This is a genomic window from Bacillus sp. M13(2017), from assembly GCF_002218325.1.
GTDB lineage: Bacteria > Bacillota > Bacilli > Bacillales > Bacillaceae_G > Bacillus_A > Bacillus_A thuringiensis_K.
In genome coordinates this window covers 21,985-47,229 of record NZ_KZ268519.1, presented here as the reverse complement: position 1 = coordinate 47,229, position 25,245 = coordinate 21,985, and the positions used below count along the sequence as shown (strand labels likewise).

Here is a 25,245-nt window from a genome sequence, read left to right as displayed (position 1 = left end):
AATTAGTAAAAATTAAAGATACGAGCACATGAAATTGTAGAAATGAAAAATAATGGTTTTTGTAGTACAAATAATAATATTTACGCATACAGTATTATCATGGTACAATATGGTTACTAATGACGGAAAGGAATGATGGGTGGACGATGATTAACTAATCTTATTTTTAAATGTTGAAATTCAATAAATTTCAATTTCTAAAAAATAGGATTAGTCTGCCCAATTTCCATAGAACGGTATTGCTATTTATGTTACGTAATAGCTTATTTGGGTGTAAATATTTTAACGACTAATCCTGCCAAATTTATTTGGGAGGATTTTTTTATTCTCCCTTAATGAAAGGGATCGGTATTATGAAAGAACTATTAAAATTAAATGATGTTTATGTTGAAATAAAAGAAAATATGTTGTTAGAGAAAATGAATGTGACAGTAAAACAAGGGGATGTTATCGGACTAATTGGTAAAAACGGTGCTGGTAAATCAACGTTACTTCAATTAATAAATGGAAAGATTGAGCCTTCAAAAGGGATTGTTGAATGGCAGCAAATGAATATGACAACCGCATATGTTGAGCAAGAAATAGAATCTTTTATTAGTAATGATGTAATTGCAAAAGAAGCAGAACTTCTTGCGAAATGGGGTGTGCCAACGAACGATTTTCATACTTTAAGTGGTGGTGAAAAGCTGAAAATTCGATTAGCAAAAGGATTTGCTGAAAATCCTAATGTCTTAATATTAGACGAACCGACAAATCATTTAGATGAGATCAGTACGGGATTTCTCATTAAACAAATAAAAAACATGAAAGGTACAGTTATTGTTGTATCGCATGATCGATATTTTTTAGATGTTGTCGCAACAAAAATATGGTCAATTGAGGACAAAAAATTAATTGAGCATAGTGGTAATTATACGAGCTACATGAAAGCACGTGAGCAAAGAAGGAAGTCGCAGCAGCGTGAATATGAAAAGCAGCAAAAAAAGATAGAACAAGTAGAAACACATATAAAAGAATTGAGTTCATGGTCACAAAAGGCACACGCGCAGTCTACAAAACAAGAAGGTGTGAAAGAATTCTATCGTGTAAAAGCGAAGCGAATGGATGCACAAGTGAAGTCAAAACGAAAACGACTCGAAAAAGAGCTGGAGAAAACGAAAGTAGAACGTGTGAAAGAAGAGTATTCAGTTGAGTTTTCTATTCAAGCGAACAAAAAAGTAGGAAAACGATTTTTAGAAGTAAAGCAATTAAAAAAAGACTTTCATGGGAAAGTATTATTTGAAAACGTTAATTTTACAATTCAGCACGGTGAGAAAGTTGCGATTGTTGGACCAAACGGTAGTGGGAAAACAACATTACTGAAGATGATTATGGGAACGGAAACTGCTGAAGGAGAAATATGGATTTCACCTTCAGCAAACATCGGCTATTTAACACAAGAAGTTTTTGATTTACCGCTTGATAAAACACCAGAAAATTTATTTTTTAAAGAGACGTTTGAAGAAAGAGGAAAAGTCCAAAATTTAATGAAACATTTAGGATTCCAAGCGTCTCAATGGAAAGAGCCGATTGAGCATATGAGTATGGGAGAAAGAGTAAAGTGTAAGCTAATGGCTTATATTTTAGATGAAAAAGATGTACTCATTTTAGACGAACCGACGAATCACTTGGATCTACCTTCACGTGAACAACTTGAAAATACATTAGCTGAGTATAACGGAACATTAGTAATTGTATCTCACGATCGATATTTTCTGGAGAAAACAACTAACACAAAACTCGTGTTTTCAAACAATACGATACAAAAGCAGCTAGAAGAACCTACTAAAACAAGAGATGATATTGAAGAGCTACGTTTAACGTTAGAAACAGAGAGACAAGAAGTATTAGGAAAATTAAGCTTTTTAACTTCTAAAGACAAAGAATATAAAGCACTGGATGAACGGTTTATTGAACTTACGAAGCAGATTAAGGAGCTATAACGTAAGTAAGGGGGATTAACATGGGAGAAGAGAGATTCACTAAGTTATTTAAAATAGATTGTAGAGATATATACTTGCAAGAGTTTACTGTCAAAGATGCAGAGAGTATTTATAAAATAGCAAATCAACCGGAAATAGCAAAATTTTTACCAGACTGGAAATCAACGAAAGAACAAAGGGTGGATTGGATTGCAGATTATGAAATACCAGCAAACAAAGCATTTCTTGATGCAGTGAAAACTACGAATAACATAGATAATCATATGTTAAAGCTAGGAATATTTAAGAAAGCTACAAATCAACTCATTGGATGGTGCTGCACAGGTATGAAAGAAGAACTCGCTTCACCAAACAGAGAGATAATGTATGCTATCTCAAATGAATATCAAAATCATGGCCATGCTACAAAAGCGACTAAAGGTTTAATTGACTAATTGTTTAAAGAAACAAATTTAAATGTCCTTAACGCAATTGCTTTAATTAACAATGTAGCATCAAATAAAGTTATTGAAAAATGCGGGTTTATTTATAAGAGCCAACAGAGGATAGAAAATCAAATATATAATCATTATATATTGAGAAAATCTGAGTGGATAAAAATATAACGTTTGGTAGTAAAAGACCGATAGCAATCGGTCTTTTCTCATTTATATAATAAAGATTTATTATATATTATATTTCCTACTACTATACAATTATTATAAGATAGTTATGCGTTAATTTTAGTTTGAAATAATTATGTTGTCAGTTTTTTTAGAAATCTTACAAGCGTGTAAGGTAAATGAAAGGTGAATCAATATGAGCTGTAAGATAATTCATTTACACTTTATAGTGAGCAGTGGAAATGAAGGGAGAATATACATGGAAATTTTACAGGCTAAAAGTATTAGTAAAGTATATAAAGGGAAAGTACCTTATAAAGCATTAGTAGATATTGATTTATCAATTCAAGAAGGTGAATTTGTAGGAATTATGGGTCCATCAGGTAGTGGGAAAACAACGTTATTAAATATGGTATCTACTATTGATTCTCCATCATCGGGAGAAATATTTATTAATGGCACAAATCCTTTTCAATTATCATCAGAAGAATTAGCGTTATTCCGCAGAAAACAATTAGGATTTGTTTTTCAATCATTTAATCTTCTTAGCACACTTACTGTAAAAGAAAACATCGTATTGCCGATGACTTTAGATGGTGTTTCCGTGCAAGAAATGAACAAGCGATTGGAAGAGATTGCAGAGAAGTTAAATATTACAGATATATTGAATAAAAGAACGTTTGAAATATCAGGGGGACAAGCTCAAAGAACAGCAATCGCTCGTGCGATCGTTCATAAGCCGCAATTATTACTTGCAGATGAACCAACAGGGAACTTGGACTCTAAATCTTCAAATGATGTAATGGAGATGCTGGATACTCTAAATAAAGAAGAAAAAGCAACGATGATGTTAGTTACACATGATCCGTATGCAGCGAGCTTTTGCAGCCGAGTAATCTTTATTAAAGATGGTCAACTATATAACGAAATTTATTGTGGTGAAAGTAGGCAAACTTTTTATCAAAAGATTATGGATGTCCTTTCTTTGTTAGGAGGGAAAAGGCATGACTTTTCGTCAGTTCGCATTTAATAATATTTTTCGTAATAAGCGTACATATGCTGCCCATTTTTTAAGTAGTGCATTTTCTATTATGATTTTCTTTACGTATGCTCTTTTATTATTTCATCCTGATTTACAAGGTGAGTTGAAATCGACAAGTGCAACAATAAGTGCATTTGGTACATTGGGATTTTCAGTTTCGCAAGGATTGATTTTTGTATTTTCATTTTTCTTCATTTTATATTCAGTTAGTTCGTTTTTAAAAACGCGTAAGAAAGAATTTGGCGTTTTATTGATGCAAGGTATGTCAATGAGACAGCTTAAGAAATTATTATTAATTGAAAATATGTTGATTGGACTTGGTTCAATTTGTATAGGGATTTTCATTGGACTCATATTTTCTAAACTAGTCTTATTGATAAGTGCAAGTGTATTAATGATTAATAATGGTTTACCTTTTTATATACCAGTGCGGGCTGTATTATTAACAGTTATCACATTTCTTTTCTTGTTTTTAATTGTTTCATTATTTACATTTAAAATGATAAAAGTAACGGAACTTGTGGAACTTATTCGAGCAGAGGAAAAGCCAAAACCTGAACCGAAATCTTCAGTTTTATTATCGCTACTTTCTTTAATTAGTATAGGGTATGGATATTTTTCAGTATTTCGCTTCATACCAAGTACCAATTTTATTACGCTTGGAATAGGTGTGCTCCTAGTAATTATAGGAACGTACTTTTTATATACACAGTGTAGCGTGTATATATTGCGCCTTGCTAAAAGGAGGGACTCTTTCTTTTTAAAGAGAACAAATATATTAACATTTTCTGAATTAATTTACCGTATGAAAGATAATGCAACGATGTTTTTTATAGTATCTATTGTTTCAGCAGTTGCATTTACAGCAATTGGTACAACAGCCGCAATTGGAAATAGGGATTTGGTAAGGATGACAAATCCGTATACATTTTTGTATGGAAGTCTTGAAAATGACAAAGTATTGAATAAAAATCTTTCTATTATAAAAAAGCACCTTTCTGATGCTAATATTCCGTATCGAATGGCTTCATCTTCATATATATACACAGAAAATGGCGTAAATGTAATGAAGTTAAGTGAATACAACGATCTTGCTAAAGCACTAGGTTATCAACAAGAAACAATTGAAAAAGAAGATGAAATTTTATTAATTCCTGGAGTCGTATCACAAAAACAAGAATTTAAAAATGGCGAGTATAAAAAGAATATAGAAGTCATTCAAGGTGACTGGACAAAGACATTTCATGTGAAAAAAGCTGTAGAAAATTTAGTTTTACCACACGATTCTAGAACTATTTATATCGCTGTTCAAGATCAGGTATATGATGGAATGCCTCTTACTAGTGACCCAGTTAATAAAGAAATTCCATATCGTACTTACGGATTTGTTGTAGATGATTGGATAAAAACGAAAGAGATTTCCAATCAATTAAAGAGTATATTCGATAAAGATCTTAGGGACAGAGATTTCTACTTTGAAGCTTTAACATTAAACTTGTTGGAAGCAAAGCAAAAGAATGGTTTATTACTTATGGTAAGTATTTTAGTCGGAATCGTCTTCTTTACATTCGCTGCTAGTTTTATTTATTTCCGATTATATACAGATTTGGATCGCGATCAGCAGCAATATAAAATGATTTCGAAAATGGGATTAAGTAAAGGTGAGTTAAAAAAAGTTGTAACGAGACAGTTATTATTAATGTTCTTTTTACCAATTGTCGTTGCAGTGATTCATACTGTAGTCGCTTATATAGCATTACAGCAATTAGTCGATTTTTCTATCATAAATAGCTCTATCGTTATTTTAATTTCATTTATATGTATACAAGTTTTATATTTCTTTATAACCCGTTGGCGTTATCTGCAAAAGCTTTATAAGGTTATGGAGCAATAGAATTTATTAGCTTGTAAGACTACAATAAAGTATGTAGAAAAATGAACTGTATGATGAAAGGAAACGAGATGAAAAGAACTTTAACTATTTTTATGTTAACGATACTACTATTAATAAGTTTTAGTGCATGTTCTAAAAAGGAGAATCCATTTCCTGCAAACGGTGTATTAATTATTGGAGATGAAAATAATATTTCACCAATTATTAATCGTTATCAGGGAATTACGGAAGAAAATGAAGTGTTTTCTGTGAAAAAAGGGGAAGTTGGAAATGGAAATGGAAATGTCTTAATTTTAAATGAATCTACAGCACAAGCATTGATTAAAGAAAAACTTTTTCGAAAACAAGATAATGGCTCCAATTATATTATAGATACGTTACCGAAATTCCCAAAAGAAGGAGCACTATTATTTACAAGTGAAGCCGATAAGACTATGAAAAGTATTAAAATAGGAGAGGAAGAGATTCCTGTTACATACGATAGTGATGCTTGGATAGGCAACAATCGTAAATATTCAACGGAATGGTATATGATTGTAGCAAAAAATAGTGTTTATAAAGAAATAAAGGCAAATGAAATGAAAATGCATCTTCTTCATTTGAAAAAATCTCTAGGTGACGAAAAACCTAAAATGTCGACAGATAATACATTGATTAATGAAAATGTCAAAGTAAAAAAGTTAATTAAAGGTTTGGAAAGAGAAGTATCTTTTCAATTTGTAACGATTGGCGAAAAACCTTAAAAAAGAGTTCGGAGTTGATAAAAATTTCATCAGCTTCGAACTCTTTTTAGTTTATAGACAAATCAATTATTATGCTTTACATTACTTCATTTAATCGAGTCTCGTTTGTTTCCTCAATCGCATTTGAATTTTGAACTGAATTATTTTGGGCTTCTTTTTCTTTACGAGCCTTTTGTAGCATTTCAAGGATGATCCATAAAGGAACACCTTTATCCTTTAACATCTTCCATAAATCTAATTCATTAAATTTATGCTCAGGCTGTTTCATTTCTTTTTCAGATGAACGAATATCAAACTTGATAGGATCATTTACTTTCTTACTTTCAAGTTTAGTAGAAGAGATAGTATTATGCTCAAGAGTAGATGGAGTTATTTTAGTAGGTTGAGATAATGTATGAATATTTGATCCGATTTGCATGCTTTTTCCTCCTTTTCAAGCAATGAGATTAGTTTTCTTATGATTTTTAAATCTTTTTAACATGAGGAAACTATATCTAATTATAAATCCTAATAAATAGATTTACAAGTTATATTGTAAAAAGTAAATATTCGCTTGAATTAATATTTATCAACATTTGTATATGTTTTCTATATATACAACGTATATAAAATACTTTACATTATGTTTAAGTTGTTAAATTATTCTGTTAACTTTTTAAAAAGAAAAATGTAAACGTTTTATTAGGGGGGGAGAAAGTATGGGGAAGTTATTTTTAAAAATATGTTTTTTTGCATTAGTGACCGTATGTTCATTCGCAGCGAAAATATCATACGCTGAAGAGAGGCAGCAAAATAATTATCCTATCATATTGGTGAATGGATTTGCTGGATGGGGTAGAGAAGAAATGCTTGGCGTAAAATATTGGGGTGGTGTTTATGATATACAGGAAGATTTGAAACGAAATGGTTATACGGTACATACCGCAGCTGTTGGACCTGTTTCTAGTAACTGGGATCGTGCATGTGAATTGTATGCACAAATTAGCGGTGGGACAGTAGACTATGGTGCAGTACATGCTGAGAAACATGGACATAATCGTTTTGGCAGAACTTATAGTGGTTTTGCGCCGAATTGGAGTGAAACAAATAAAGTTCATTTAGTTGGACATAGCATGGGTGGACAAACGATTAGAACATTAGTACAGCTATTAAAAGAAGGGAGTTTTGAAGAAAAGAATTATGTGAAAAATCATCCAGACACCAAAATATCACCACTATTTGAAGGCGGAAAATCATATGTTCATAGTGTTACAACATTAGCAACCCCTCACAACGGTACAACACTTGCGGATGGTAGTCTTCTACTGCCGTTTGTTAAAGATTTACTCATTACAGCTGCAAGCTTTGGGGGAAACAATAATTTATCATTATATGATTTTAAATTGGATCAATGGGGTATAAAGAAGAATGCTGGAGAGTCCTTTTTCCAATATAGTAATCGTATTCTAAATAGTTCACTTTGGAAAAATACAAAAGATATAAGTCAATGGGATTTAAGTACAGATGGTGCAAAGGAGTTAAATAATTGGGTAAAGACGCAACCAGATGTGTATTATTTATCCTATAGTGGACATGCATCACAAGCAGCACCTATAACAGGTTTACATTTGCCTCATATAACGATGAATAAAGTGTTAATGGGAAATGCATTTTTCTTAGGTTCTTATGCGAGATATGAAGAAAACCGTCCGCTAGTTGATACTTCTTGGTGGCAAAATGATGGTGTAGTAAATACAAATTCTATGATTGCACCATCTTCTAATGTTACTGTAAATAATAATGAGTCATTACAGATTGGAAAATGGAATCATATCGAAACGAAAGCGAATTGGGACCATCTCGACATGGTAGGGTTAAGTGTTTCAGACTCGTTAGGTTTTTCTAGCATTCAAGAGTTTTATAGAACAATTGCTGAAAAGCTATCACGTTTACCGAAATAGGTAATAATAAAGCGCTCTCGATGGAATTCGAGAGCGCTTTATATTATATTGAAAGAGGGATTTGGTAGAAAAATATGGGGGGATATTATGAAAATTCAAGTTGTATTATCAGGATACGGAACAGTAGGCAGAGAGTTTATAAAATTATTAAATGAAAAATATTCATATATATATGAAACATATGGGATTCAATTAGTTGTAAGTGGCGTATTAGGGAGAAATATTGCAATACATAATGAAGACGGCTTATCACTTCATCATTTATTAATGTATGGTGGCGGTACCGCTGCAATTGAAAAATATTTAGAGTATCATCCGAAGGAACGTGCAACAACTAGCATAAGTGGTACTGTATTGGTAGAATCAACAGTTACAAATCTTAAAGATGGAAATCCAGGGAAACAATATATGAAACAAGCGATTGAGAAACAGATGGATATAGTAGCAATTTCTAAAGGTGCGCTCGTTACAAACTGGAGAGAAATAAATGAAGCAGCAAGAGGCGCAAATGTACGAATTCGATATAGCGGTGCAACAGCCGCTGCACTACCGACACTAGATATCGGACAATTTAGTTTAGCTGGTTGTAGTATTGAAAAAATAGAAGGAATATTAAATGGAACAACTAATTATATTCTTACGAAAATGTATGAGGAAGATATGACATTTGAAGAAGCACTGAAAGAAGCACAAAATAAAGGAATTGCTGAGACAAACCCTATATTAGATATAAGTGGTTCAGATAGTGCGTGTAAATTGTTACTTTTGACAAACCGCTTAATGGAAACAGATAAAACACTTACTGATATACATATAAAAGGAATCGAGCACGTTACAAAACAGCAAATTCGAAATGCTAAGGAACAACATAAAATTATTAAATTAATAGCATCAACATATAAGGATGAGGGTGGCAATATCAATTTAAATGTTGAACCGTGCGAAATAGAAAAAAAACATCCGTTAGCAAAAGTAAATGGAACTGAAAAAGGAATTACGTTCTTTACAGATACGATGGGACAAGTTACTACAATTGGTGGGGCTTCTAATCCAAGAGGCGCTGCAGCTGCAGCTTTAAAAGATGTAATTAACTTATATCGAAAAGATTTGTAAGACCGTACCGCCCTTTATAAAAAATACATATGTCGTGGACCTTTTGAGAATGAAATAAATATGCAAAAATGATTGCAGGGGGGAAGAAATTGTTTAAGGATTTTAAAGTTGTTAAAGATCGTCCCGTTTATATTCAATTGAAAGATTATTTGAAGAAGATGATTATGAAAGGGCATTTGCTCGGGGATCAAAAAATTCCATCAACAAGAGAACTAAGTGAATTACTAAGCGTGAGTAGAAACACTGTACTCGCTGCTTATGCAGATTTAGAGCAAGAAGGACTCATTTATGCAGTTAAAGGAAAAGGGAACTTTGTTGCGAAGGTGGATATATCTAACACTTCGTCTGTTGAAATAGATTGGAAAAATAAACTTAATACAGTGACCGCATTAGCGGATGAATTAGATTTAATGAAACATGGTGTTCGTTGGGAAAAAGGAATGATTGTTTTTAATAGTATAGCCCCGGATGAGAAGCTATTTGATGTTGAAAATTTCAAAAGAGCTTTTCTTACTCGTATGTCCATTGAAGGGGACATCGTATTGAACTACGGATATGCAAAGGGATATAGACCGTTAATGAATTATTTACTTCATTACATGGAAATGAAAGGTGTAGACATTTCCAATAAAGATATTCTAATTACAAATGGATTTACAGAAGGATTGGATATTGTACTTTCTTCTTTATCAAAAAAATCCGGGCGTGTCATTTGTGAGAATCCAACTCACCACGCTGCACTTAAGCTTTTCCGCTTACATGGACTTGAAGTTCATGGGATTGATATGGATGAGGATGGTATTGATACGAATGAAGTTGAAAAAAGCTTGCGTGAAAAAGATTTTGATTTTGCTTATTTAATTCCTTCTTATCATAATCCAACCGGTATTGTTACGAGTTCAGAGAAAAGAACGGAATTGATGAGGTTATTCTCAAAATACAACGTTCCTATTATAGAGGACGGATTTAATGAAGAACTACGTTATTCAGGTTCACATTTAGCTCCATTATTAACTTTTGCTGGAGCTGGCAATAATGTGATTTATATTAGTAGCTTTTCAAAGGTACTTTTCCCTGGTTTACGTGTAGGCTGGATTATTGCAGATAAAGAGCTGATTCATTATTTAGAAAGCGTAAAAAGAGCAAGAACGATTCACACATCTACGCTAGATCAAGCTGTTCTGTTTCAATATTTACATGAGGGATATTTTGAAAAATATTTAAAAAAGGCAAGATCTGTTTATAAGAAAAAATATGAGTTAGCTGTCGGGACATGTAACCAGTACATTCCTTTTAAAAGAATGACTGGAGATGGTGGACTTCATTTATTTATAGAGCTAGAAGAGCATATGAACGCCCGCACACTTTTACAAAAGTGTTATGAGAAACGCGTTACGTTTTCACCTGGAGATGTTTTTTACTCTGATGGAGAAGGAGCGAACACTTTCCGATTAGGATTTTCGCGCTTGAAAGAAGAAGAAATAGTTCGGGGAATTAAAATAATTGGTGATACATTAAAAAATGAAATTTGGAGTTGAGAAAATGAAAATCGGTGTTATTATGGGCGGGGTATCGTCTGAAAAACAAGTTTCAATTATGACGGGGAATGAAATGATTGCTCATTTAGATAAAAATAAGTATGAAATAGTTCCAATTACATTAAATGAAAAAGTGGATTTAATTGAAAAAGCGAAAGACATTGACTTTGCGTTGCTCGCGTTACACGGAAAATACGGAGAAGATGGGACAGTTCAAGGAACACTGGAGAGTTTAGGGATTCCTTATAGCGGAAGTAATATGTTATCTAGCAGTATATGTATGGATAAAAATATTTCGAAAAAGATTTTACGTTATGAAGGTGTAGAAACACCAGATTGGATTGAACTTACAAAAATGGAGGATCTAAATCTTGATGAGTTAGATAAGTTAGGATTTCCATTAGTAGTAAAACCAAACTCTGGCGGATCGAGTGTCGGAGTGAAAATCGTTTATAATAAAAATGAATTGATCTCAATGCTAGAAACTGTATTCGAATGGGATTCTGAAGTAGTAATTGAGAAGTATATAAAAGGTGATGAAATTACATGTTCAATTCTGGATGGAAAACAGTTACCTATAGTTTCAATTCGACATGCAGCCGAGTTCTTTGACTACAATGCAAAATATGATGATACTAGTACAGTTGAGGAAGTTATTGAACTTCCAGCAGAAATTAATGAACGTGTAAATAAAGCGTCACTTGCTTGTTATAAAGCATTAAAATGTAGTGTTTATGCAAGAGTTGATATGATGGTGAAGGACGGAATTCCATATGTAATGGAAATTAATACATTACCAGGGATGACACAATCAAGTTTATTGCCAAAAAGTGCAGAAGCAGCGGGAATTAGTTATAGCAAACTATTAGATATGATTATTGAAACATCATTAAAAGTTAGAAAAGAAGAAGGGTTTTAAGGGAATCATATAACGAATTCTTTTGATAGTTTCACGAAGTATGCTATGATGAATACATTATAAAAACAAAATATTTATCCACTAGGGGGGCCTTTTATAGGCTGAGATCAAATGTGATTTTGAGACTCTTAGTACCTGATCTGGTTAATGCCAGCGTAGGGAAGTGGGAAAGACGTTGCTATTTAATGAGTAAATAAATACTGTCAATTTCACTTTCTTTACGCCTGTAAAGAAAGTTTTTTTATTTTACAGCTTTAATAATTGTGGATAAATACTTATATTTTATACATTATTGGAGGGATTTAAATGACTTTTTCACAATCATTACGTAAAGAAGTAGATTCAATTTGGGAAGCGAGTTTTAACCATCCCTTTGTAAAAAAACTTGGTGAAGGAACGTTAGATTTAGCTAGTTTTCGCTATTATGTGCTTCAAGATTCATATTATTTGAGTCATTTTGCTAGAGTGCAAACTTTAGGAGCTGCAAAAGCTCTTGAATTAGAGACGACAGCTCGTATGGCACACCATGCTCAAAATACATATGAGGCCGAGTTATCTTTACATGAGAATTTTGCTAAAAAGCTAGGGATAACAAAAGAAGAAAAAGATAATTTTATTCCTGCGCCAACTGCATATGCGTATACTTCACATATGTATCGTGCTGCCTATGAAGGACATTTAGGAGATATCATTGCAGCAATTTTACCTTGTTATTGGTTGTATTATGAAATTGGCGAACGCTTAAAAGAGTGTCAGCCGGAAGAGCCAATTTATAACGAATGGATTTCTGCTTATGGATCTGATTGGTTCCGTACGCTAGTTGAAGAACAAATTACACGTTTAGATACTATCGCTGAAAAAGTAACAGAGGCAGACCGCAAGCGTATGAAACAGCATTTTATTATTAGCAGTCAATATGAATATTCATTTTGGGAAATGGCTTATACATTAGAAAAGTGGCCAGTGGATACAGACGTAAAAGACGTAATTGGATAAAGAATAGAAGTAATGTTATAGATAGGTATGGATCATACCTATCTATATATTTTTTCTTGTTAAATTTGCGTAAAGTCATTAGTGCTACGGATATGGCGAAATAGAATATCGATAAGTTAGCTCATTTAATTGTCTACGAATTAACTGGATAAAATTCTGTCACACTTATTTTACAATCAAAGAACGTAAAGATTGGTGGTATGAAGTTAAATAAGAAAAGAAACCGGCTCTGTTAATTGTAACGGATTTACTTTTTCTTTACGGGAATTTCTAAATCATCATGGAATGCTGTTCATACAATATGCAAATATGCATATTGTATCTTTTTGAGTTCTTTATGTGTTAAAATTAAATATAGGGATATGGAAATATAAAGAAGCAAAAGCAGGAATATCCAATGAATTTTGAGAGGTGTTATATGTTTACAAATAAGAAATTAATTCGATTTGGTTTATCTTTGTTTGTGTTTTTAGGGATAATTAATTTTACAATAAGCTATTTCCAAACATATCTTGAAACAGCAGCAGATATCAAATGGGTAATTCCAGAAATTTGGAAAACTATTTTGCTAGATGTTCCTCAAGGTATACTTGTCCTTTTAGGCGCAATTGCTTTATATGATTTCACAAAAGAGGCATCACAAAAAGACGCATCAATCTAAGTGTGTCTTTTTTGATTAGCAATTTCATAGAGAGCTTTGCTGGAGAAATAGAAAAAAAAGCCCTAATCAGGGCTTTTTTTTGTAGAAATTTCTTAACCATCATAGAAACCGGTTACTAGGAGGTGTTGGCATTTATAGTACAGAAAAATCTAAGCGGCAGACGGAAATATATAGGAAATGGCACCATAATTATTGAGAAATTAATTGAACTTAGTAAGTATAAAGATATGAAACTAGAATTTATATTTTTTAATTTTTATTTATCCCACCAATCGGGCTGTCCGTAAAAGCCCGATTGGTGAGGACTAATTAAAGTTTCACTTTATCAATTAAAAAACATTAGTTTTATATATGTACGTGCCAACAAAGAATATAGCCATTATTAATGGATATATTCAATCATTCAAGTGAAAGAGTAACAATAAGATATATAGGTGTAATGAAGATGTGATGGATAAAGCAATGACTAGATTTAAAATCTAATCATTGCTTTTTTTATGGTTTTACTATCAAATATCTGTCTAGATTAGCGATTGATTTCTTCTAGCTAATGAATTTATTACAACTTTGTAAGGTTAATGTAATGTTAATCGATAGTAAATGAAGATGCTTGAGTGTAATTTAAATAAGATTAAAAAGTACTGTTTATCTATAAAATAATTGGGTAAATAATATGTAATTAGGAAGTGTATGAATATGATTGAACTAAAATCTATTATCCATTCGTATAAACTAAAGAGAAAAATAGCTAAAGATTTATACGGAAAAAGAGATGAATTGACACTATTATTAAATGAATTTAATAATATGAAATGTACAGTAACATCTGAAAAGAAGAAAAACAATATATTATCTCGTTTGCAACTAATTTATCAAAATATGAAATTAGATAAGCAGTACCCTCTAGCAGTTGCTTTTGATAGTAAATTATTGGAGCGGTTAGAAAAAGAATCTCTACATACTATTGAGGATGGTGTAACATGTCTACATTTAATGTTAGATATGAATTATGAGAAAATAAAACAATATGGGTCGAGTACAAGTAGGTCATTTGTTCCATTATCGCAGTCTTCTATTTGTCTTGCTGATTGTATTTGTTTAACAGGATTTGTAGTAGGTTTACTAGGAGCAATTTCATTTGGAGGATTCATGTTATCTATATGTTCAATTACATAAAGGTTAATATTTGTAAAAAGGGCACCGATTTAAGGTGTTCTTTTTTGTTTTTCTGTAAAGTTATTGTAAATGATAAGTACAATACATCACATAAAATGTATAATTTAAATGTATTGAAATACAAATATACAGAGGTGTTGTAAATGATAATTACTTTAAATTTTTAAAAGAGTTGTTTTGATAAAATTTTATTTATATAAACAGTTTTTACTTTTCTTTTAAATACTTGGTTTGAATGGATTAGATTAAGTAACTATTGTTCTAGCATTTTGATAATCAAGACAACTACAGAAAGGAAGGAATCATTTTATGAAAAAATTAAGGCTGTTAACATTTGAAAATATAGTAGAACCCCTTTTAAATGAAGAGGTATCATTTATATACTTTCCTATTGAATGGCTTGACATCGTAGAGATACATTATAAGACGTTTTTATTAACGAGTAAGTTGAAACGTTTAAATGAAAGATTGTATGATATGTTTTCCGATATATTGTTTATTCAGCATAATCCGTACGTATTAAATGAAAATACACCATGGATTGTATCGAAAGAACCTATTAAACAAGAGCAGCTCGATTATATTTTTCAAAGTTGGTATGAGATTATTCATGATTGGAAGCCAAATAGATTAGTAGAGCCACCAAAATATGAATGGCAATCCGATTTGATTTCTAATTTGCCAGTACTACATGATAATGAAACGTATTCTAAGTGGGTGCCCGCTTTAATCTCACATATTTTTTGTGAGCGCCCTATATATTTAGAAAATACAAATGAAGAAGAAATCTATTTTTCTCCTCTTAGATCACAAAATATTTGTGAGGCGATGTCAGGACCGATAAAAGATGAAAAAACAGAAGATTTTTTCTCCTATGTATATCGATTCGAATGCATAACCCGCGGTGGTGAGAACGCTCCATTATTAAATATTTCAATAGGGATCCGGAGATTTTATCAAGAATATAAGATGATAGGTCAAACAAACCTTGATATGACAACATTTGTTTGACTTTTTTTGATAAAATGCAAACATTTTGCAAACATAGGTTATCCAAAGATACTTTTACCGAAGTTTTTAACTGCTTCTTCCTGCATATTCGGTAAAACATGAGAATAGACACTTAATGTCATTGAAATATCTGTATGACCTAATCGCTCACTGATGATTTTAGGGTTAACTCCTTGTTTCAATAGTAGAGTTGCGTGTGTATGTCTTAAATCATGGAATTTAATTTCTTTTATACCTACTTTGTGTGTCATCCTAATGAAACTTTTTCTGAAATGTGCTCTTTTTATTATTCTTCCAAACTCATTACAATTTATTAAATCTTGATCTAGATAAGCAGAACCAAACCTTAATTTCTCTTTATTGATTAAAATTTTATGTTTTTTTAAGGCTTCTATTGTTTCATTAGGTACAGGAATTGTGCGTTTTGATGAATTTGTTTTTGCAGTTTTTTTGATTTTATTGTCATGACCGGATGTTTGATTTATTGTAACAGTATGTTTTTCAAAATCAATGTCCTGCCATCGTAAACCTAGAACTTCTCCTAGACGCATACCTGTAGTTATTGCAAGTAGATATCCAATGTGATATCGTGATTCTTGTGAATGAGCTAAAAACTTTTTTACTTCTTCCTCTGTCCAAGTCTGGATAGGGGTTTTTTCTTTTTTAGGTGTCTCAGCAAAATCTGCTGGATTTCGAGAAATAATATTTTGTTTTACAGCTAGGTTTAAAGCGCTCTTTAAAATTCTATGCATAAGCAGAATAGAATTGTTTGCAATCCCTTTATCTATCGCAGTCTTATAGCATTTTTGAATGTGTATAACATTTAATTTATGGAGCGCGACCATTCCTATACTAGGTATAACATGTTGGTTGATAAATGCCCTATAGCAAGCAAAGGTACTCTTTTCTATGCTCATACTTTTAATTTCTAGCCAATGATTTAGGTAGTCTTTTAGCGTAACTTTAGATGGCTCTATAAAAGTTCCTTCATTCAATTCTGTAATCTTCTTTGCTACATCGGCCTGTGCTTCTTTTTTTGTCTTATATCCAGAAAACCACTTCTGTCTTCTTTTTCCTGTCTCTGGATCAGGACCGATATCAATAACGATACAATATTTATTTCCTCTTTTTCGAATATGTCCTTTCACTTAAAACACTCCTTCATTTTGTTTTGAATCATGTTGTATAAGCCTAGTTGTAATTTTGTTGCTATGAAAATTACCTGTTTGGACATATCAGCGATGGGTATATTTTACCATATTTAGATTGTTATTAAGGGATAAAAAAAGAGCCATAGGGCCTCTTTTTTGCTATATTTATGGAAATAAAATTAAAAGCATTTGATAAATAGCTACAATAGTACATGTGATGTGGTTGTTAAAATACTAGCTAACCATTATATATATTATATTAAGTTTAATGAGTGGAAGAAATATTATTATCCAATATAAAAGAATACTTTGTTATATTAATTATTAAACTTTCTCAATAATTTTCAGATTAGCAAATGAATAAAATTCTTAATTTTTGTGATATTATGAAAATAACTAAAAAATGGACATAAAAAAAGACCCATGACTGTGTAAGTGGTGCTGCAACACCCCTACACCGTCTCCCTAACCACAGTAGGGAAAACAACTGTCATAAGTCTTCGTACATTAGTATAACACACAACCTAGATATAATGACACGTTTCTCTTAAATGTAAAAACTAGGGATGACGTGTCTTTTGTCCATAAGGAGGACAAAGATTGTGCAAGTTTTATTGGATTTTAACGATATGCAAGAAAGTCTAAAATTATCCGGTTATACAAATAGGAAGTTAGCGATGCGTTTTAAAGTAACACACACAACTGTAAATAGTTATTTTAATAAAAAGGGTAAATTTGATTTTATGCACTTTGTGGATGCACTTAGGTTATATAAGCCTAAAGATATTAAGTTTAGAAGAAACTGCATCAAAGAGTGTATACCAACACTTTCACACAAAAATTTAAAATTGGCATTAGAAGTGTTAGATATGTTTGGAGAATATGAACTTCAAGATATGATTATGCAACAGATAAATAAATTTAAGAGCAACCAATCAGAGACCGAAAAAGAAATGAAAAAAGGTATTTCGAAAACAGTACGAATAAACTTAAACTTGGTTCCTTTATACCAAACATTGCGAGAAAGAAGTGAAAATACGATTACACCTAAGGTGTTCTTTGAGAAAGTTGAAAAAATGAGAAAAAATCAAAAATATATTGATAATGAACTTGTAATAATGTTGATTCTAAACACAATATATTCTTTTTTTGATTTAGGTAATTACAAGATGGTAAATGAATATATTCAACAATTATTACCTGATATTATAAAAATTAAATGTCGCTCTTTAAGAGATTCATTTTTGTTAAGAATAAAAGAAATGGAGATTTTTGTGAATCTTCACGAAAATAAGTTAAGAGAATCTCGTCAACAATGTTTTGATATAATAAACGATGAGACGAATTGTTATGTCAGTACTAAGGCGGTAGCGTATTGTAAAATTGGAGAAAGTTATGTTTTCTCCGATTATCAGAAAGCTAAAGAGTACATGGAAAAGTCACTAAAAGCTATTGGTGATCCACCTAATAAGAAACTAGAATTAAGGAGAGAAAAAGTCCTTAATACACTTTTGTTTTTAAGGATATACCATAAGAGAGATTTACATACTATTAACTTTGATGATTTAGATGAAGCCGAGAGAGCGTTTTTATATGTAAGGTTAGGCGAGAATGAAAAAGCAATTAGAATTTTACAGACCTTAAAAATTAACAACGGTTATCTTAGTAGTTTTCAATTGTATTATATGGGGCTCGCGGTTGGAGGTAAAGAAGGGAAAAGATACCTAGAACTATCTCTTGAAAGTTTTTCTAAATCAGGTGATTTCTTCTATATGTTTCTACCAAAAGAAGCATTGGAATGTTATAATTAAACTATACATAAAAGGTGGTGAAGCACTTGAAAAATAAGTTTGTAAAAGTAGTGTTATCTATTGTAGTTGTAGCTTGTTTTTCTATCATAACTTTTCAAGTGACAGAAAAAGATAAAGTACAAAGCGCTAAAGAACAAAAAACAATTCTATACATGATTGATCCAGGTCCCGGAGGCGGATAATTATATAAATACAAGAAATGACACTATCTATTAGATAGTGTCATTTCTGCTTTAAAGGGAATGGAAACATTTTGACTGGAACGACAAAAACTTTCCACTTTTAGAAAGTCCACGTATAAATAACAGGATGCAAGGGGGAACTAGTGGTGACAAAAGAAGAAATTGTAATGCTATTCTTAGATACAGTAAAGGAATTCGCTCCTGAAAAATTAGATGAATATATTGCAGAGATTAAAAAAAATAGCCTATCCTAATTCGAGAGGCTATTTTTCCATTTTCTTATGATGTTTATTCAGAGCTTGAGCGATAGCTAACATCTGGTCTAATGCCATATCTTCTTTATCTTTTGGAAGAGGTTCTAGCCATGCCATAATTTCTTTAAATTTCTCGTATTTATTATCATCCTTGTTTGCTTCGTTATTTTCTCCATATAAGTAGTTCACAGGAACGGCAAATCTTTTCGCTATTTTTTCTATTGTCTCACGACTCGGGAAGGCTTTTCCATTTTCGAATTTTGAAACGGTACCCTTAGTAAGATCTACTTCTTTACCAAATTGTTCTTGGTTCATTTTATGTTCTAAACGAATTTGTTTTATTCTATCTTTCATATCCATAAAAAAACTCCCCTTATTAAGACTTTTCGATAATCCTAAATCCTATTAAGTTTATTATAAAGTTTCCTGACAAGAAACGTAAAGAACAAAAAAGTTTCCTATTCTGAAATTTTTTATAAAAAACACTTGAAGTTTCATGTAATGAAACATATAATGAACTTGTAAGCATCAGAAGGGAGTGATCAGATGCAAACCGATACACCTAAAACAGAACTTCAAAAAGCATTTGAAGAATCTGGACTTAAATATCATGAACTAGCTAAAAGGGTAGGGATATCGAAGTCATACTGCTATAAAATAATCAATTGGAATTTAAGGGTTTACTATGATGTGGCAGTTAATATATCTAAAGTATTGGGAAAGGAAACAACTATATTATTTAAGGAACAAGAAAAAAATTTTAAACAATAAGTTTCATTGTATGAAACTTATTCAAAAGGAGTGAAAGAAAATGGGTTTAGAACAATTTATTAAAGAATCTATTCGTGAAATTGTAAGAGAGGAAATCAGATCAGCAATAGCTGACTTACAACAACAATCACAACCAAATAAGGTTATGCGAGTGAAAGAAGCCGCAGCTTATCTCAACATTGCGGTTTGCAGAATGTATGAATTAGCAAATCACCCTAGGTTTCCAGTAATAAGAGAAGGGCGTAAACTACTTTTTCTGCAAAAGGATTTAGAAGCTTGGCTTGAGGCACAAAAGGAGGTGATTTAGTGGAAGATATAACATCATTAGTTATATTCGCAATGTTTATCGTATGTAGTGCATGGTTGCTTTACATTACTTACGAACCAATAAAGCAATGGGCTTGGAGTGACGTAGAACAAAATAAAAAGACCCACGGCAATGGGTCCTTTTCTAAAAAATAAGTTGTTCTAAGTATACCACGGAAAATAGGGAAATAGTACATGGATTTAATCGAATATCAAGTGCTAGTACCTAATAAGTTTTGGGACTTAGCAAAAAGAAAAGATGAATTAAAACAGATGATACAGCAGTATTTCAGTGTTTGTTATCCGCATTATAGAATCCAAAGAATTATCAAAAGTGGACAAACATATATTGCAATTTGTACTAGGAGGTAAAAAGATGGCGATATTTAGACAAGTACACACTTCATTTTGGAATGATGTGAAAGTGCAAGAAGATTTCACACCAGAAGATAAGTACTTTTTCTTATATTTATTAACTAATCCACAAACTAAACAAATTGGTGTGTATCAAATAACAAAAAAACAAATGGCTTTTGAAACAGGTTATTCACATGAAACTATAAAGGCTTTGATGCAACGTTTCGAAGACTATCACAAGATAATAAAATACGATAATGAAACCAGAGAGTTAGTCATTTTTAATTGGGGAAAATACAACCTAAAAAAAGCTGGAAAACCAGTTGAAGATTTAATTAAGAAAGAATTAAAAGAAGTGAAAAATATATCTTTGTTGATTCCAATCTGCAAACATATAGAGCAAAAGTCCATAAAAAAGCTAATTGAAACATTTATTCACGACTCGTATAACGATACGTTAACGAACCGTGGCACGATAGGGGGACAAGAAGAAGAACAAGAAGAAGAACAAGAAAAAGAAAAAGAACAAGAAAAAGAAAAAGAAGGACCTTTAGTAGTAGAAAATCTCGCAATCGATTTTTATATGAAAAATTTCGGACATATCTCTCCATTCATGGGAGAAGAAATTAATCAATGGATAGATGAACTTAATCAATCGTTAGTAGTGGAAGCAATGAAAATTACTTTAGAAAACAATAAACGTAATTGGTCTTATACAAAAGGAATTTTAAAAGATTGGCACCAACAAGGCTTTAAAACAATTCAAGATGTAGAAGTAGCACAAGCATCATTTCGAAGACAACAACAAAGCAGAAAACGTACTGGTAAAGGTTATGCTAATCGAACTGAAGTTGTACCAGATTGGTTACATCAACAGAAAGAAATTAAACCAGTGCAACAACAACCACAGCAAGCTTCAGACGAGGATCTCGAGGATAATAAGAAACGTTTGGATGAGATTCTAATTAAATATAAAAATACTAAAGGGGAGTAAGGTATGAAAAACACAGGTGTTGCAAGAAAAGTCGATGAGCTAGGTCGCGTAGTAATTCGGATAGAGTTACGCAGAACTTTAGGGATTGCCGAAGGAACGGCACTAGATTTTCATATCGATGGTGAAAACATTGTTTTAAGAAAACATGAAAAGTCATGCTTTGTAACCGGTGAAATTTCTGAAACCAACATAGAGTTGCTAGGTGGCCGAATGTTTTTGAGTAAGGAAGGGGTAATTGAATTACTGAATCTTATTCAGAAGAGTGGGCTGGCACATGCCTAAGCAACTAAATATTTTCGATGTAGATCCAGCAATTTGTGAGTTCGATGTAATGAAAGCCAATGTTAAGAAAGGAAATGGACGCGTTACATATGCAGATGTACGTGTCCAAGTTCCTAAGAATGCAAAGTGTACGGATGAATTACCACGCACAACTAAACAAGATGATCGCTATGACATCTTTGAGCAATATGTAATGGCAATATGGAGATTTCAAAGAGCTGTAGATAAGTTTTTCAATTGGGATACAGCTGAAGAATTGTGTAAGGCAGCAAGGGATAAAAAAGAAATAATTCCGGTAAGGGTTTATTTAGGAAGTGGCTTTAAACCTAATGTTGTTGAGTACATGAGGTAGTAAAAGGGAGATGGGCATATGAAAAAAGTAGAAATTGATGTTAGTAACAACAAGCTTTTAATAGTAAAGGATGGAAATGTTACAGCATTCAATCCACCGGAGAGTGGTTTTGGTGAACAAGTTGCTGTTTGGATAAACGGTAAAGTTGATCGTGTAGATACTAAGTTTACTGAAAAGGTAAAATAATTATTTTTAGAAAGTAGGTTCGCTTATGAGTGTAGCGAGAAATCATGAAGCGATGAAGGAATCACGGTTGAAGGTATACATCGCTTTAGAAGAAGCTAACTTCATTTGGGATGAAAGAGATGTAGTTCGTTTTCGTAAAATGTGGAGTCAAGGTATGAGTTTGCCGAAGATGGCAAAAGCATTAAGGAGACATCAAGCGGAGGTTGCTCTCCTTGTAATAGATCAGGCTGATAAGTATTTAATTGAAAATCGTCCGATAGGATTAGGAATTTGCTAAATAGGAAGGGGAAATCAAAAATGAACATTATGGAAAATGGTGTATTAGAAGCAACTAAATTAATGAGTGAAGTAAAAAATGAGGGTCAAGTTATAAATGAAGCTACAGTTTTACAGATTGCAAGTATCTTATCGATTGATGAATTAAATGATTATCAGGAAGCAACTTTACGAACTTGGAATAACAAAACTGATTTTGGAGGACGAGTTTCAAATGCAGCTTTAGGACTTACAGGCGAAGCTGGTGAAGTTGCCGATATTGTTAAAAAAGCAATTTATCACGGACATGGTTTTCAACCATCGCATTGTCCAGGAGAAGAGGACGGAAACACTTATAAGTTAGCCTTAGAGCTTGGAGATATTCTTTATTATTTATCAATTATGGCGCATGAACTGGGATATACGTTACAAGATATTGCTGAAATGAATATTGCAAAATTAGCTAAAAGATATCCAGATGGTTTTAGTCGAGAAGCAAGTCAAGCACGTGTAGATGTAAAGTAAGACAAAATTTGAAATTTGTATAAAAAACGAAATATAAAATTGTGGCCATTAAAAATTCGAAAGCAAAATACGAACGAAATCATCAACTTTAATCCTTATATATTCGTAGTTTGGAAAGATGGCGTGAAAATGAAAAGTAAAGATTATCAAAAAGGATATTTGCGAGGGCAATTAGATGAAGCGGAAATTACTTATAAAAATATAGTTTCAATTATGGATGACATGATTGAAGATCCAACTAAATTCACTTTGGAGTGGATCAGTGAGCTAGAAAAGTTTTTAAAGAAGCATGGCAGATTATAAAACAAGACAAAAGCGTTATTATATAGTGATGCAAAAAGAGTACATATCGAATATGTACTCTTGAAAAAGGGAATTGTAAATAAGTTATGAAACACTATACTACAACATACGCTTGTCTCATTTAAAAGTGCAAGGAATATGATAAAATAGTTATTGTATTGAAGAAAAAACATGCACAAAAAATGTGCATGTAAAATAAAAAGCTATGTCTTGTCTATTTAAATATATGCTTTGTTTATATAAACCGTGAGTATGTTTGAGCAAAATGGTTATTTATTAGCAAATATAAAGAGCGTTTTTTTAAACGCTCTATGACCAAAACTAATATTGAAAATGAATGCCACATGATATTTTATGTATGTTTTTATTGAATGTGCAGTTTTTATACAAAAACGATATTGCGTTATGAAAAATAAAAAGGACAGTTAGTTACACTAATTGTCCTATGCATAAGAAGAATTCGATGGCTATTCATCTTGCACTTTGATGTATCTATAGTATTAACATATTTTCAAAAGTTATTCTTTAAACTAAGAAACAGCTAACTAAAAGCTAACTGCTTTGCGATCTAAAAGAACAATACACATACACGCTATGTTTTGTAACTTAAGATTACAGTTATAGTATAAACATTATTGTAGAATATATATAAAATGAAAACTTTTGTTAGCACAACGAAGCAGTCAGCTTAATTTGCTAACTACTCGTTGTATAAAGGAAATTAGGCCCTACAAGTACAGATATGTAACTTGAAGTTACAGTTATAGTATAAACGTAATTGGAAATGTTATTCGGGAGTAAAAAGGAACCTGAATTTTATTTTGTAACAAAAACTTAGTCAAAGAGCAATGTATATAAGTGCCCTTTGACTAAGCTTTTATGAAATGAAGTTTGAATACCTTTTCAATATTAAGGTATGACAAAAACGCTTCGTTGGTGAAGCCGATATAAAAAAGAGCGCTCGTTTACGGCGCTCTAAAGATAGGAGGTAACTAATTCTGTGAACATAACGAACTTACTAACAATGTATGTTGTATGCAAAAAATAAGAACAAAAAAGCTAACTGCTCCAATCTTAAAGAAATATTAACTGAAATGTCTTAGAAGTTTCTGTACTTAAAGTATATTTAGTGTATTAAAAAAGGATTCTTCGAAAAATTTCTTTTCTCGGAGTAAATATTCAATGATATTATTTAAGGTTTTAAGAAATTTTATTGGAAATTGTTCAAAAAAGTATACAGATTTCATATAAAATTGTTGAAATAAAAAAGAGTACCATTATATGGTACTCTTTTATGAATCAGTACACCATTTAAATATTGTTGATGTTTGTGAGTCATGAACAATTAAATGGTTTAACAAGTAAGGATTCAAGATAATGTATGTAAGATGAGTATAAGTTGTTACAAAGAAATAAAAAAGAGCACCATTATATGGTACTCTTTTGTGAATCAGTACACCATTCAAATATTGTTGATGTTTGTGAGTCATGAACAATTAAATGGTTTAACAAGTAAGGATTCAAGATAATGTATGTAAGATGAGTATAAGTTGCTACAAAGAAATAAAAATTAGTCAGCAAAAGCAAAATGATTAGCTCTTAATGGAAAATGAAATGCATTATTAGAAACTCTTGATATAAACAACTAGGTTGTGAAGATTAAACTTTTTCAAAAAACTTCATTTGATATTACTCTAGAATGGCATTATTGAACTTATAAATTAATATGTCTTTTCGTTTATTGACAAAATAAAAACGTTGATAGGAGTAATAACGTATTCCCTTAAAAATACGCTTTTTCATTAGGGAATTAATCTAAGCACTAGATAAATAGATGCGTATACTTATATTATGTGAGTTGTGAAAGTAATTAAGCTGAATTTTTATAGTTTAATTATT

At 31.7% G+C, this 25,245-nt stretch carries 27 protein-coding genes, 2 pseudogenes and 1 riboswitch; of the genes and pseudogenes, 26 read left to right on the top strand and 3 right to left on the bottom strand.

Annotated elements, in window-relative coordinates:
• Nucleotides 1-353: 353 nt before the first annotated feature.
• The 5 genes and pseudogenes from abc-f (at nucleotide 354) to CGQ22_RS28235 (ending at nucleotide 6,263) form a co-directional block, all read left to right on the top strand.
• Complete coding sequence (abc-f, locus tag CGQ22_RS28255) at nucleotides 354-1,982, top strand: ribosomal protection-like ABC-F family protein (protein ID WP_089149675.1); 1,629 nt, start codon at nucleotides 354-356, stop codon at nucleotides 1,980-1,982.
• Nucleotides 1,983-2,002: 20 nt separating this feature from the next.
• A pseudogene (locus CGQ22_RS28250) lies at nucleotides 2,003-2,587 on the top strand (GNAT family N-acetyltransferase).
• A 256-nt stretch (nucleotides 2,588-2,843) separates the two neighbouring features.
• Nucleotides 2,844-3,614, top strand: coding sequence for an ABC transporter ATP-binding protein (locus CGQ22_RS28245; protein ID WP_000404440.1), 771 nt, complete (start codon nucleotides 2,844-2,846; stop codon nucleotides 3,612-3,614).
• Nucleotides 3,589-5,520 carry an ABC transporter permease gene (locus CGQ22_RS28240; RefSeq protein ID WP_000144157.1) on the top strand — a complete coding sequence of 644 codons (1,932 nt, stop codon included), beginning with the start codon at nucleotides 3,589-3,591 and terminating at the stop codon, nucleotides 5,518-5,520. Before CGQ22_RS28245 ends, CGQ22_RS28240 begins: the two co-directional genes overlap by 26 nt.
• A 50-nt stretch (nucleotides 5,521-5,570) precedes the next feature.
• On the top strand, nucleotides 5,571-6,263 hold the full coding sequence (locus CGQ22_RS28235) for a lipoprotein BA_5634 family protein (protein WP_139032751.1): 693 nt from the start codon (nucleotides 5,571-5,573) through the stop codon (nucleotides 6,261-6,263).
• A 76-nt stretch (nucleotides 6,264-6,339) separates the two neighbouring features.
• On the opposite strand, the gene CGQ22_RS28230 is transcribed toward CGQ22_RS28235, so the two are convergent.
• Complete coding sequence (locus tag CGQ22_RS28230; RefSeq protein WP_001165517.1) at nucleotides 6,340-6,681, bottom strand: DUF3914 domain-containing protein; 342 nt, start codon at nucleotides 6,679-6,681, stop codon at nucleotides 6,340-6,342.
• Nucleotides 6,682-6,961: 280 nt separating this feature from the next.
• Between CGQ22_RS28230 and CGQ22_RS28225 the strand changes: the two genes are divergently transcribed.
• From CGQ22_RS28225 to CGQ22_RS28190, 9 genes and pseudogenes are all read left to right on the top strand, one after another.
• Nucleotides 6,962-8,203: an esterase/lipase family protein gene (locus tag CGQ22_RS28225; protein ID WP_000517077.1), complete on the top strand. Its 1,242-nt coding sequence runs from the start codon at nucleotides 6,962-6,964 to the stop codon at nucleotides 8,201-8,203.
• Between the two features lie 87 nt (nucleotides 8,204-8,290).
• Nucleotides 8,291-9,316, top strand: coding sequence for a homoserine dehydrogenase (locus tag CGQ22_RS28220; RefSeq protein WP_000701765.1), 1,026 nt, complete (start codon nucleotides 8,291-8,293; stop codon nucleotides 9,314-9,316).
• 89 nt (nucleotides 9,317-9,405) lie between these two features.
• Entirely contained in the window at nucleotides 9,406-10,854 is a 1,449-nt protein-coding gene (pdxR, locus tag CGQ22_RS28215) for a MocR-like pyridoxine biosynthesis transcription factor PdxR (protein ID WP_089149656.1), read from the top strand.
• Nucleotides 10,855-10,858: 4 nt separating this feature from the next.
• Complete coding sequence (locus CGQ22_RS28210; protein ID WP_001999863.1) at nucleotides 10,859-11,773, top strand: D-alanine--D-alanine ligase; 915 nt, start codon at nucleotides 10,859-10,861, stop codon at nucleotides 11,771-11,773.
• A gap of 73 nt (nucleotides 11,774-11,846) precedes the next feature.
• A riboswitch (TPP riboswitch) is annotated at nucleotides 11,847-11,952 on the top strand.
• Nucleotides 11,953-12,079: 127 nt separating this feature from the next.
• Nucleotides 12,080-12,769: a thiaminase II gene (gene tenA / locus CGQ22_RS28205; protein WP_000144509.1), complete on the top strand. Its 690-nt coding sequence runs from the start codon at nucleotides 12,080-12,082 to the stop codon at nucleotides 12,767-12,769.
• Between the two features lie 397 nt (nucleotides 12,770-13,166).
• On the top strand, nucleotides 13,167-13,430 hold the full coding sequence (locus tag CGQ22_RS28200) for a DUF3937 domain-containing protein (protein WP_002082716.1): 264 nt from the start codon (nucleotides 13,167-13,169) through the stop codon (nucleotides 13,428-13,430).
• A 351-nt stretch (nucleotides 13,431-13,781) separates the two neighbouring features.
• A pseudogene (locus tag CGQ22_RS31735) lies at nucleotides 13,782-13,913 on the top strand (site-specific integrase); the annotation flags it as partial.
• Between the two features lie 207 nt (nucleotides 13,914-14,120).
• A complete protein-coding gene (locus CGQ22_RS28195; protein ID WP_002164034.1) occupies nucleotides 14,121-14,606 on the top strand; it encodes a hypothetical protein in 486 nt (161 codons plus the stop codon).
• Nucleotides 14,607-14,915: 309 nt separating this feature from the next.
• Nucleotides 14,916-15,617 (top strand): pPIWI_RE module domain-containing protein, encoded by a 702-nt coding sequence (locus CGQ22_RS28190; protein WP_046946260.1) that lies wholly within the window; start codon nucleotides 14,916-14,918, stop codon nucleotides 15,615-15,617.
• A 38-nt stretch (nucleotides 15,618-15,655) separates the two neighbouring features.
• Here the strand turns inward: CGQ22_RS28190 and CGQ22_RS28185 are convergent, their stop codons facing one another.
• Nucleotides 15,656-16,765 (bottom strand): site-specific integrase, encoded by a 1,110-nt coding sequence (locus CGQ22_RS28185; protein WP_089149655.1) that lies wholly within the window; start codon nucleotides 16,763-16,765, stop codon nucleotides 15,656-15,658.
• Nucleotides 16,766-17,370: 605 nt separating this feature from the next.
• On the opposite strand from CGQ22_RS28185, the gene CGQ22_RS28180 reads away from it, so the two are divergent.
• Both CGQ22_RS28180 and CGQ22_RS32195 read left to right on the top strand, forming a co-directional pair.
• The gene (locus tag CGQ22_RS28180) at nucleotides 17,371-18,579 is read left to right on the top strand and encodes an AimR family lysis-lysogeny pheromone receptor (RefSeq protein WP_089149654.1); all 1,209 of its coding nucleotides are present in this window, start codon (nucleotides 17,371-17,373) and stop codon (nucleotides 18,577-18,579) included.
• 26 nt (nucleotides 18,580-18,605) lie between these two features.
• A complete protein-coding gene (locus CGQ22_RS32195) occupies nucleotides 18,606-18,761 on the top strand; it encodes a hypothetical protein (RefSeq protein WP_175423348.1) in 156 nt (51 codons plus the stop codon).
• A gap of 263 nt (nucleotides 18,762-19,024) precedes the next feature.
• Here CGQ22_RS32195 and CGQ22_RS28175 read toward each other — a convergent pair whose 3' ends face one another.
• A complete protein-coding gene (locus CGQ22_RS28175; RefSeq protein WP_000367267.1) occupies nucleotides 19,025-19,375 on the bottom strand; it encodes a helix-turn-helix transcriptional regulator in 351 nt (116 codons plus the stop codon).
• A gap of 186 nt (nucleotides 19,376-19,561) precedes the next feature.
• Between CGQ22_RS28175 and CGQ22_RS28170 the strand changes: the two genes are divergently transcribed.
• The 10 genes from CGQ22_RS28170 (at nucleotide 19,562) to CGQ22_RS28120 (ending at nucleotide 23,346) form a co-directional block, all read left to right on the top strand.
• A complete protein-coding gene (locus CGQ22_RS28170; RefSeq protein ID WP_001192731.1) occupies nucleotides 19,562-19,786 on the top strand; it encodes a helix-turn-helix domain-containing protein in 225 nt (74 codons plus the stop codon).
• Nucleotides 19,787-19,826: 40 nt separating this feature from the next.
• The gene (locus CGQ22_RS28165; protein WP_000522182.1) at nucleotides 19,827-20,093 is read left to right on the top strand and encodes a helix-turn-helix domain-containing protein; all 267 of its coding nucleotides are present in this window, start codon (nucleotides 19,827-19,829) and stop codon (nucleotides 20,091-20,093) included.
• The gene (locus CGQ22_RS32190) at nucleotides 20,093-20,248 is read left to right on the top strand and encodes a hypothetical protein (protein ID WP_089149653.1); all 156 of its coding nucleotides are present in this window, start codon (nucleotides 20,093-20,095) and stop codon (nucleotides 20,246-20,248) included. Before CGQ22_RS28165 ends, CGQ22_RS32190 begins: the two co-directional genes overlap by 1 nt.
• A gap of 220 nt (nucleotides 20,249-20,468) precedes the next feature.
• Nucleotides 20,469-21,443 carry a DnaD domain-containing protein gene (locus CGQ22_RS28150; RefSeq protein ID WP_089149652.1) on the top strand — a complete coding sequence of 325 codons (975 nt, stop codon included), beginning with the start codon at nucleotides 20,469-20,471 and terminating at the stop codon, nucleotides 21,441-21,443.
• Between the two features lie 3 nt (nucleotides 21,444-21,446).
• The gene (locus CGQ22_RS28145) at nucleotides 21,447-21,725 is read left to right on the top strand and encodes an AbrB/MazE/SpoVT family DNA-binding domain-containing protein (protein ID WP_089149651.1); all 279 of its coding nucleotides are present in this window, start codon (nucleotides 21,447-21,449) and stop codon (nucleotides 21,723-21,725) included.
• Nucleotides 21,718-22,077, top strand: a complete 360-nt coding sequence (locus tag CGQ22_RS28140; RefSeq protein WP_001125948.1) for a hypothetical protein — start codon at nucleotides 21,718-21,720, stop codon at nucleotides 22,075-22,077. The genes CGQ22_RS28145 and CGQ22_RS28140 overlap by 8 nt, the downstream gene beginning before the upstream one ends.
• Before the next feature lie 18 nt (nucleotides 22,078-22,095).
• Nucleotides 22,096-22,263, top strand: a complete 168-nt coding sequence (locus CGQ22_RS28135) for a DUF3954 domain-containing protein (protein ID WP_000754942.1) — start codon at nucleotides 22,096-22,098, stop codon at nucleotides 22,261-22,263.
• Nucleotides 22,264-22,288: 25 nt separating this feature from the next.
• Nucleotides 22,289-22,540 carry a hypothetical protein gene (locus tag CGQ22_RS28130; protein WP_000109497.1) on the top strand — a complete coding sequence of 84 codons (252 nt, stop codon included), beginning with the start codon at nucleotides 22,289-22,291 and terminating at the stop codon, nucleotides 22,538-22,540.
• Between the two features lie 20 nt (nucleotides 22,541-22,560).
• Complete coding sequence (locus CGQ22_RS28125) at nucleotides 22,561-23,043, top strand: nucleoside triphosphate pyrophosphohydrolase family protein (RefSeq protein ID WP_046946251.1); 483 nt, start codon at nucleotides 22,561-22,563, stop codon at nucleotides 23,041-23,043.
• A gap of 39 nt (nucleotides 23,044-23,082) precedes the next feature.
• The gene (locus CGQ22_RS28120; RefSeq protein ID WP_000267631.1) at nucleotides 23,083-23,346 is read left to right on the top strand and encodes a hypothetical protein; all 264 of its coding nucleotides are present in this window, start codon (nucleotides 23,083-23,085) and stop codon (nucleotides 23,344-23,346) included.
• Nucleotides 23,347-25,245 lie beyond the last annotated feature (1,899 nt).

Excerpts from the sequence above, each read along its gene's own strand:
- abc-f (WP_089149675.1), top strand. The coding sequence starts at position 354 with ATGAAAGAACTATTAAAATTAAATGATGTTTATGTTGAAATAAAAGAA.
- CGQ22_RS28245 (WP_000404440.1), top strand. The coding sequence starts at position 2,844 with ATGGAAATTTTACAGGCTAAAAGTATTAGTAAAGTATATAAAGGGAAA.
- CGQ22_RS28240 (WP_000144157.1), top strand. The coding sequence starts at position 3,589 with ATGACTTTTCGTCAGTTCGCATTTAATAATATTTTTCGTAATAAGCGT.
- CGQ22_RS28235 (WP_139032751.1), top strand. The coding sequence starts at position 5,571 with ATGATGAAAGGAAACGAGATGAAAAGAACTTTAACTATTTTTATGTTA.
- CGQ22_RS28230 (WP_001165517.1), bottom strand. The coding sequence starts at position 6,681 with ATGCAAATCGGATCAAATATTCATACATTATCTCAACCTACTAAAATA.
- CGQ22_RS28225 (WP_000517077.1), top strand. The coding sequence starts at position 6,962 with ATGGGGAAGTTATTTTTAAAAATATGTTTTTTTGCATTAGTGACCGTA.
- CGQ22_RS28220 (WP_000701765.1), top strand. The coding sequence starts at position 8,291 with ATGAAAATTCAAGTTGTATTATCAGGATACGGAACAGTAGGCAGAGAG.
- CGQ22_RS28210 (WP_001999863.1), top strand. The coding sequence starts at position 10,859 with ATGAAAATCGGTGTTATTATGGGCGGGGTATCGTCTGAAAAACAAGTT.
- tenA (WP_000144509.1), top strand. The coding sequence starts at position 12,080 with ATGACTTTTTCACAATCATTACGTAAAGAAGTAGATTCAATTTGGGAA.
- CGQ22_RS28200 (WP_002082716.1), top strand. The coding sequence starts at position 13,167 with ATGAATTTTGAGAGGTGTTATATGTTTACAAATAAGAAATTAATTCGA.
- CGQ22_RS28195 (WP_002164034.1), top strand. The coding sequence starts at position 14,121 with ATGAATATGATTGAACTAAAATCTATTATCCATTCGTATAAACTAAAG.
- CGQ22_RS28190 (WP_046946260.1), top strand. The coding sequence starts at position 14,916 with ATGAAAAAATTAAGGCTGTTAACATTTGAAAATATAGTAGAACCCCTT.
- CGQ22_RS28175 (WP_000367267.1), bottom strand. The coding sequence starts at position 19,375 with ATGGATATGAAAGATAGAATAAAACAAATTCGTTTAGAACATAAAATG.
- CGQ22_RS28170 (WP_001192731.1), top strand. The coding sequence starts at position 19,562 with ATGCAAACCGATACACCTAAAACAGAACTTCAAAAAGCATTTGAAGAA.
- CGQ22_RS28165 (WP_000522182.1), top strand. The coding sequence starts at position 19,827 with ATGGGTTTAGAACAATTTATTAAAGAATCTATTCGTGAAATTGTAAGA.
- CGQ22_RS28150 (WP_089149652.1), top strand. The coding sequence starts at position 20,469 with ATGGCGATATTTAGACAAGTACACACTTCATTTTGGAATGATGTGAAA.
- CGQ22_RS28145 (WP_089149651.1), top strand. The coding sequence starts at position 21,447 with ATGAAAAACACAGGTGTTGCAAGAAAAGTCGATGAGCTAGGTCGCGTA.
- CGQ22_RS28140 (WP_001125948.1), top strand. The coding sequence starts at position 21,718 with ATGCCTAAGCAACTAAATATTTTCGATGTAGATCCAGCAATTTGTGAG.
- CGQ22_RS28135 (WP_000754942.1), top strand. The coding sequence starts at position 22,096 with ATGAAAAAAGTAGAAATTGATGTTAGTAACAACAAGCTTTTAATAGTA.
- CGQ22_RS28130 (WP_000109497.1), top strand. The coding sequence starts at position 22,289 with ATGAGTGTAGCGAGAAATCATGAAGCGATGAAGGAATCACGGTTGAAG.
- CGQ22_RS28125 (WP_046946251.1), top strand. The coding sequence starts at position 22,561 with ATGAACATTATGGAAAATGGTGTATTAGAAGCAACTAAATTAATGAGT.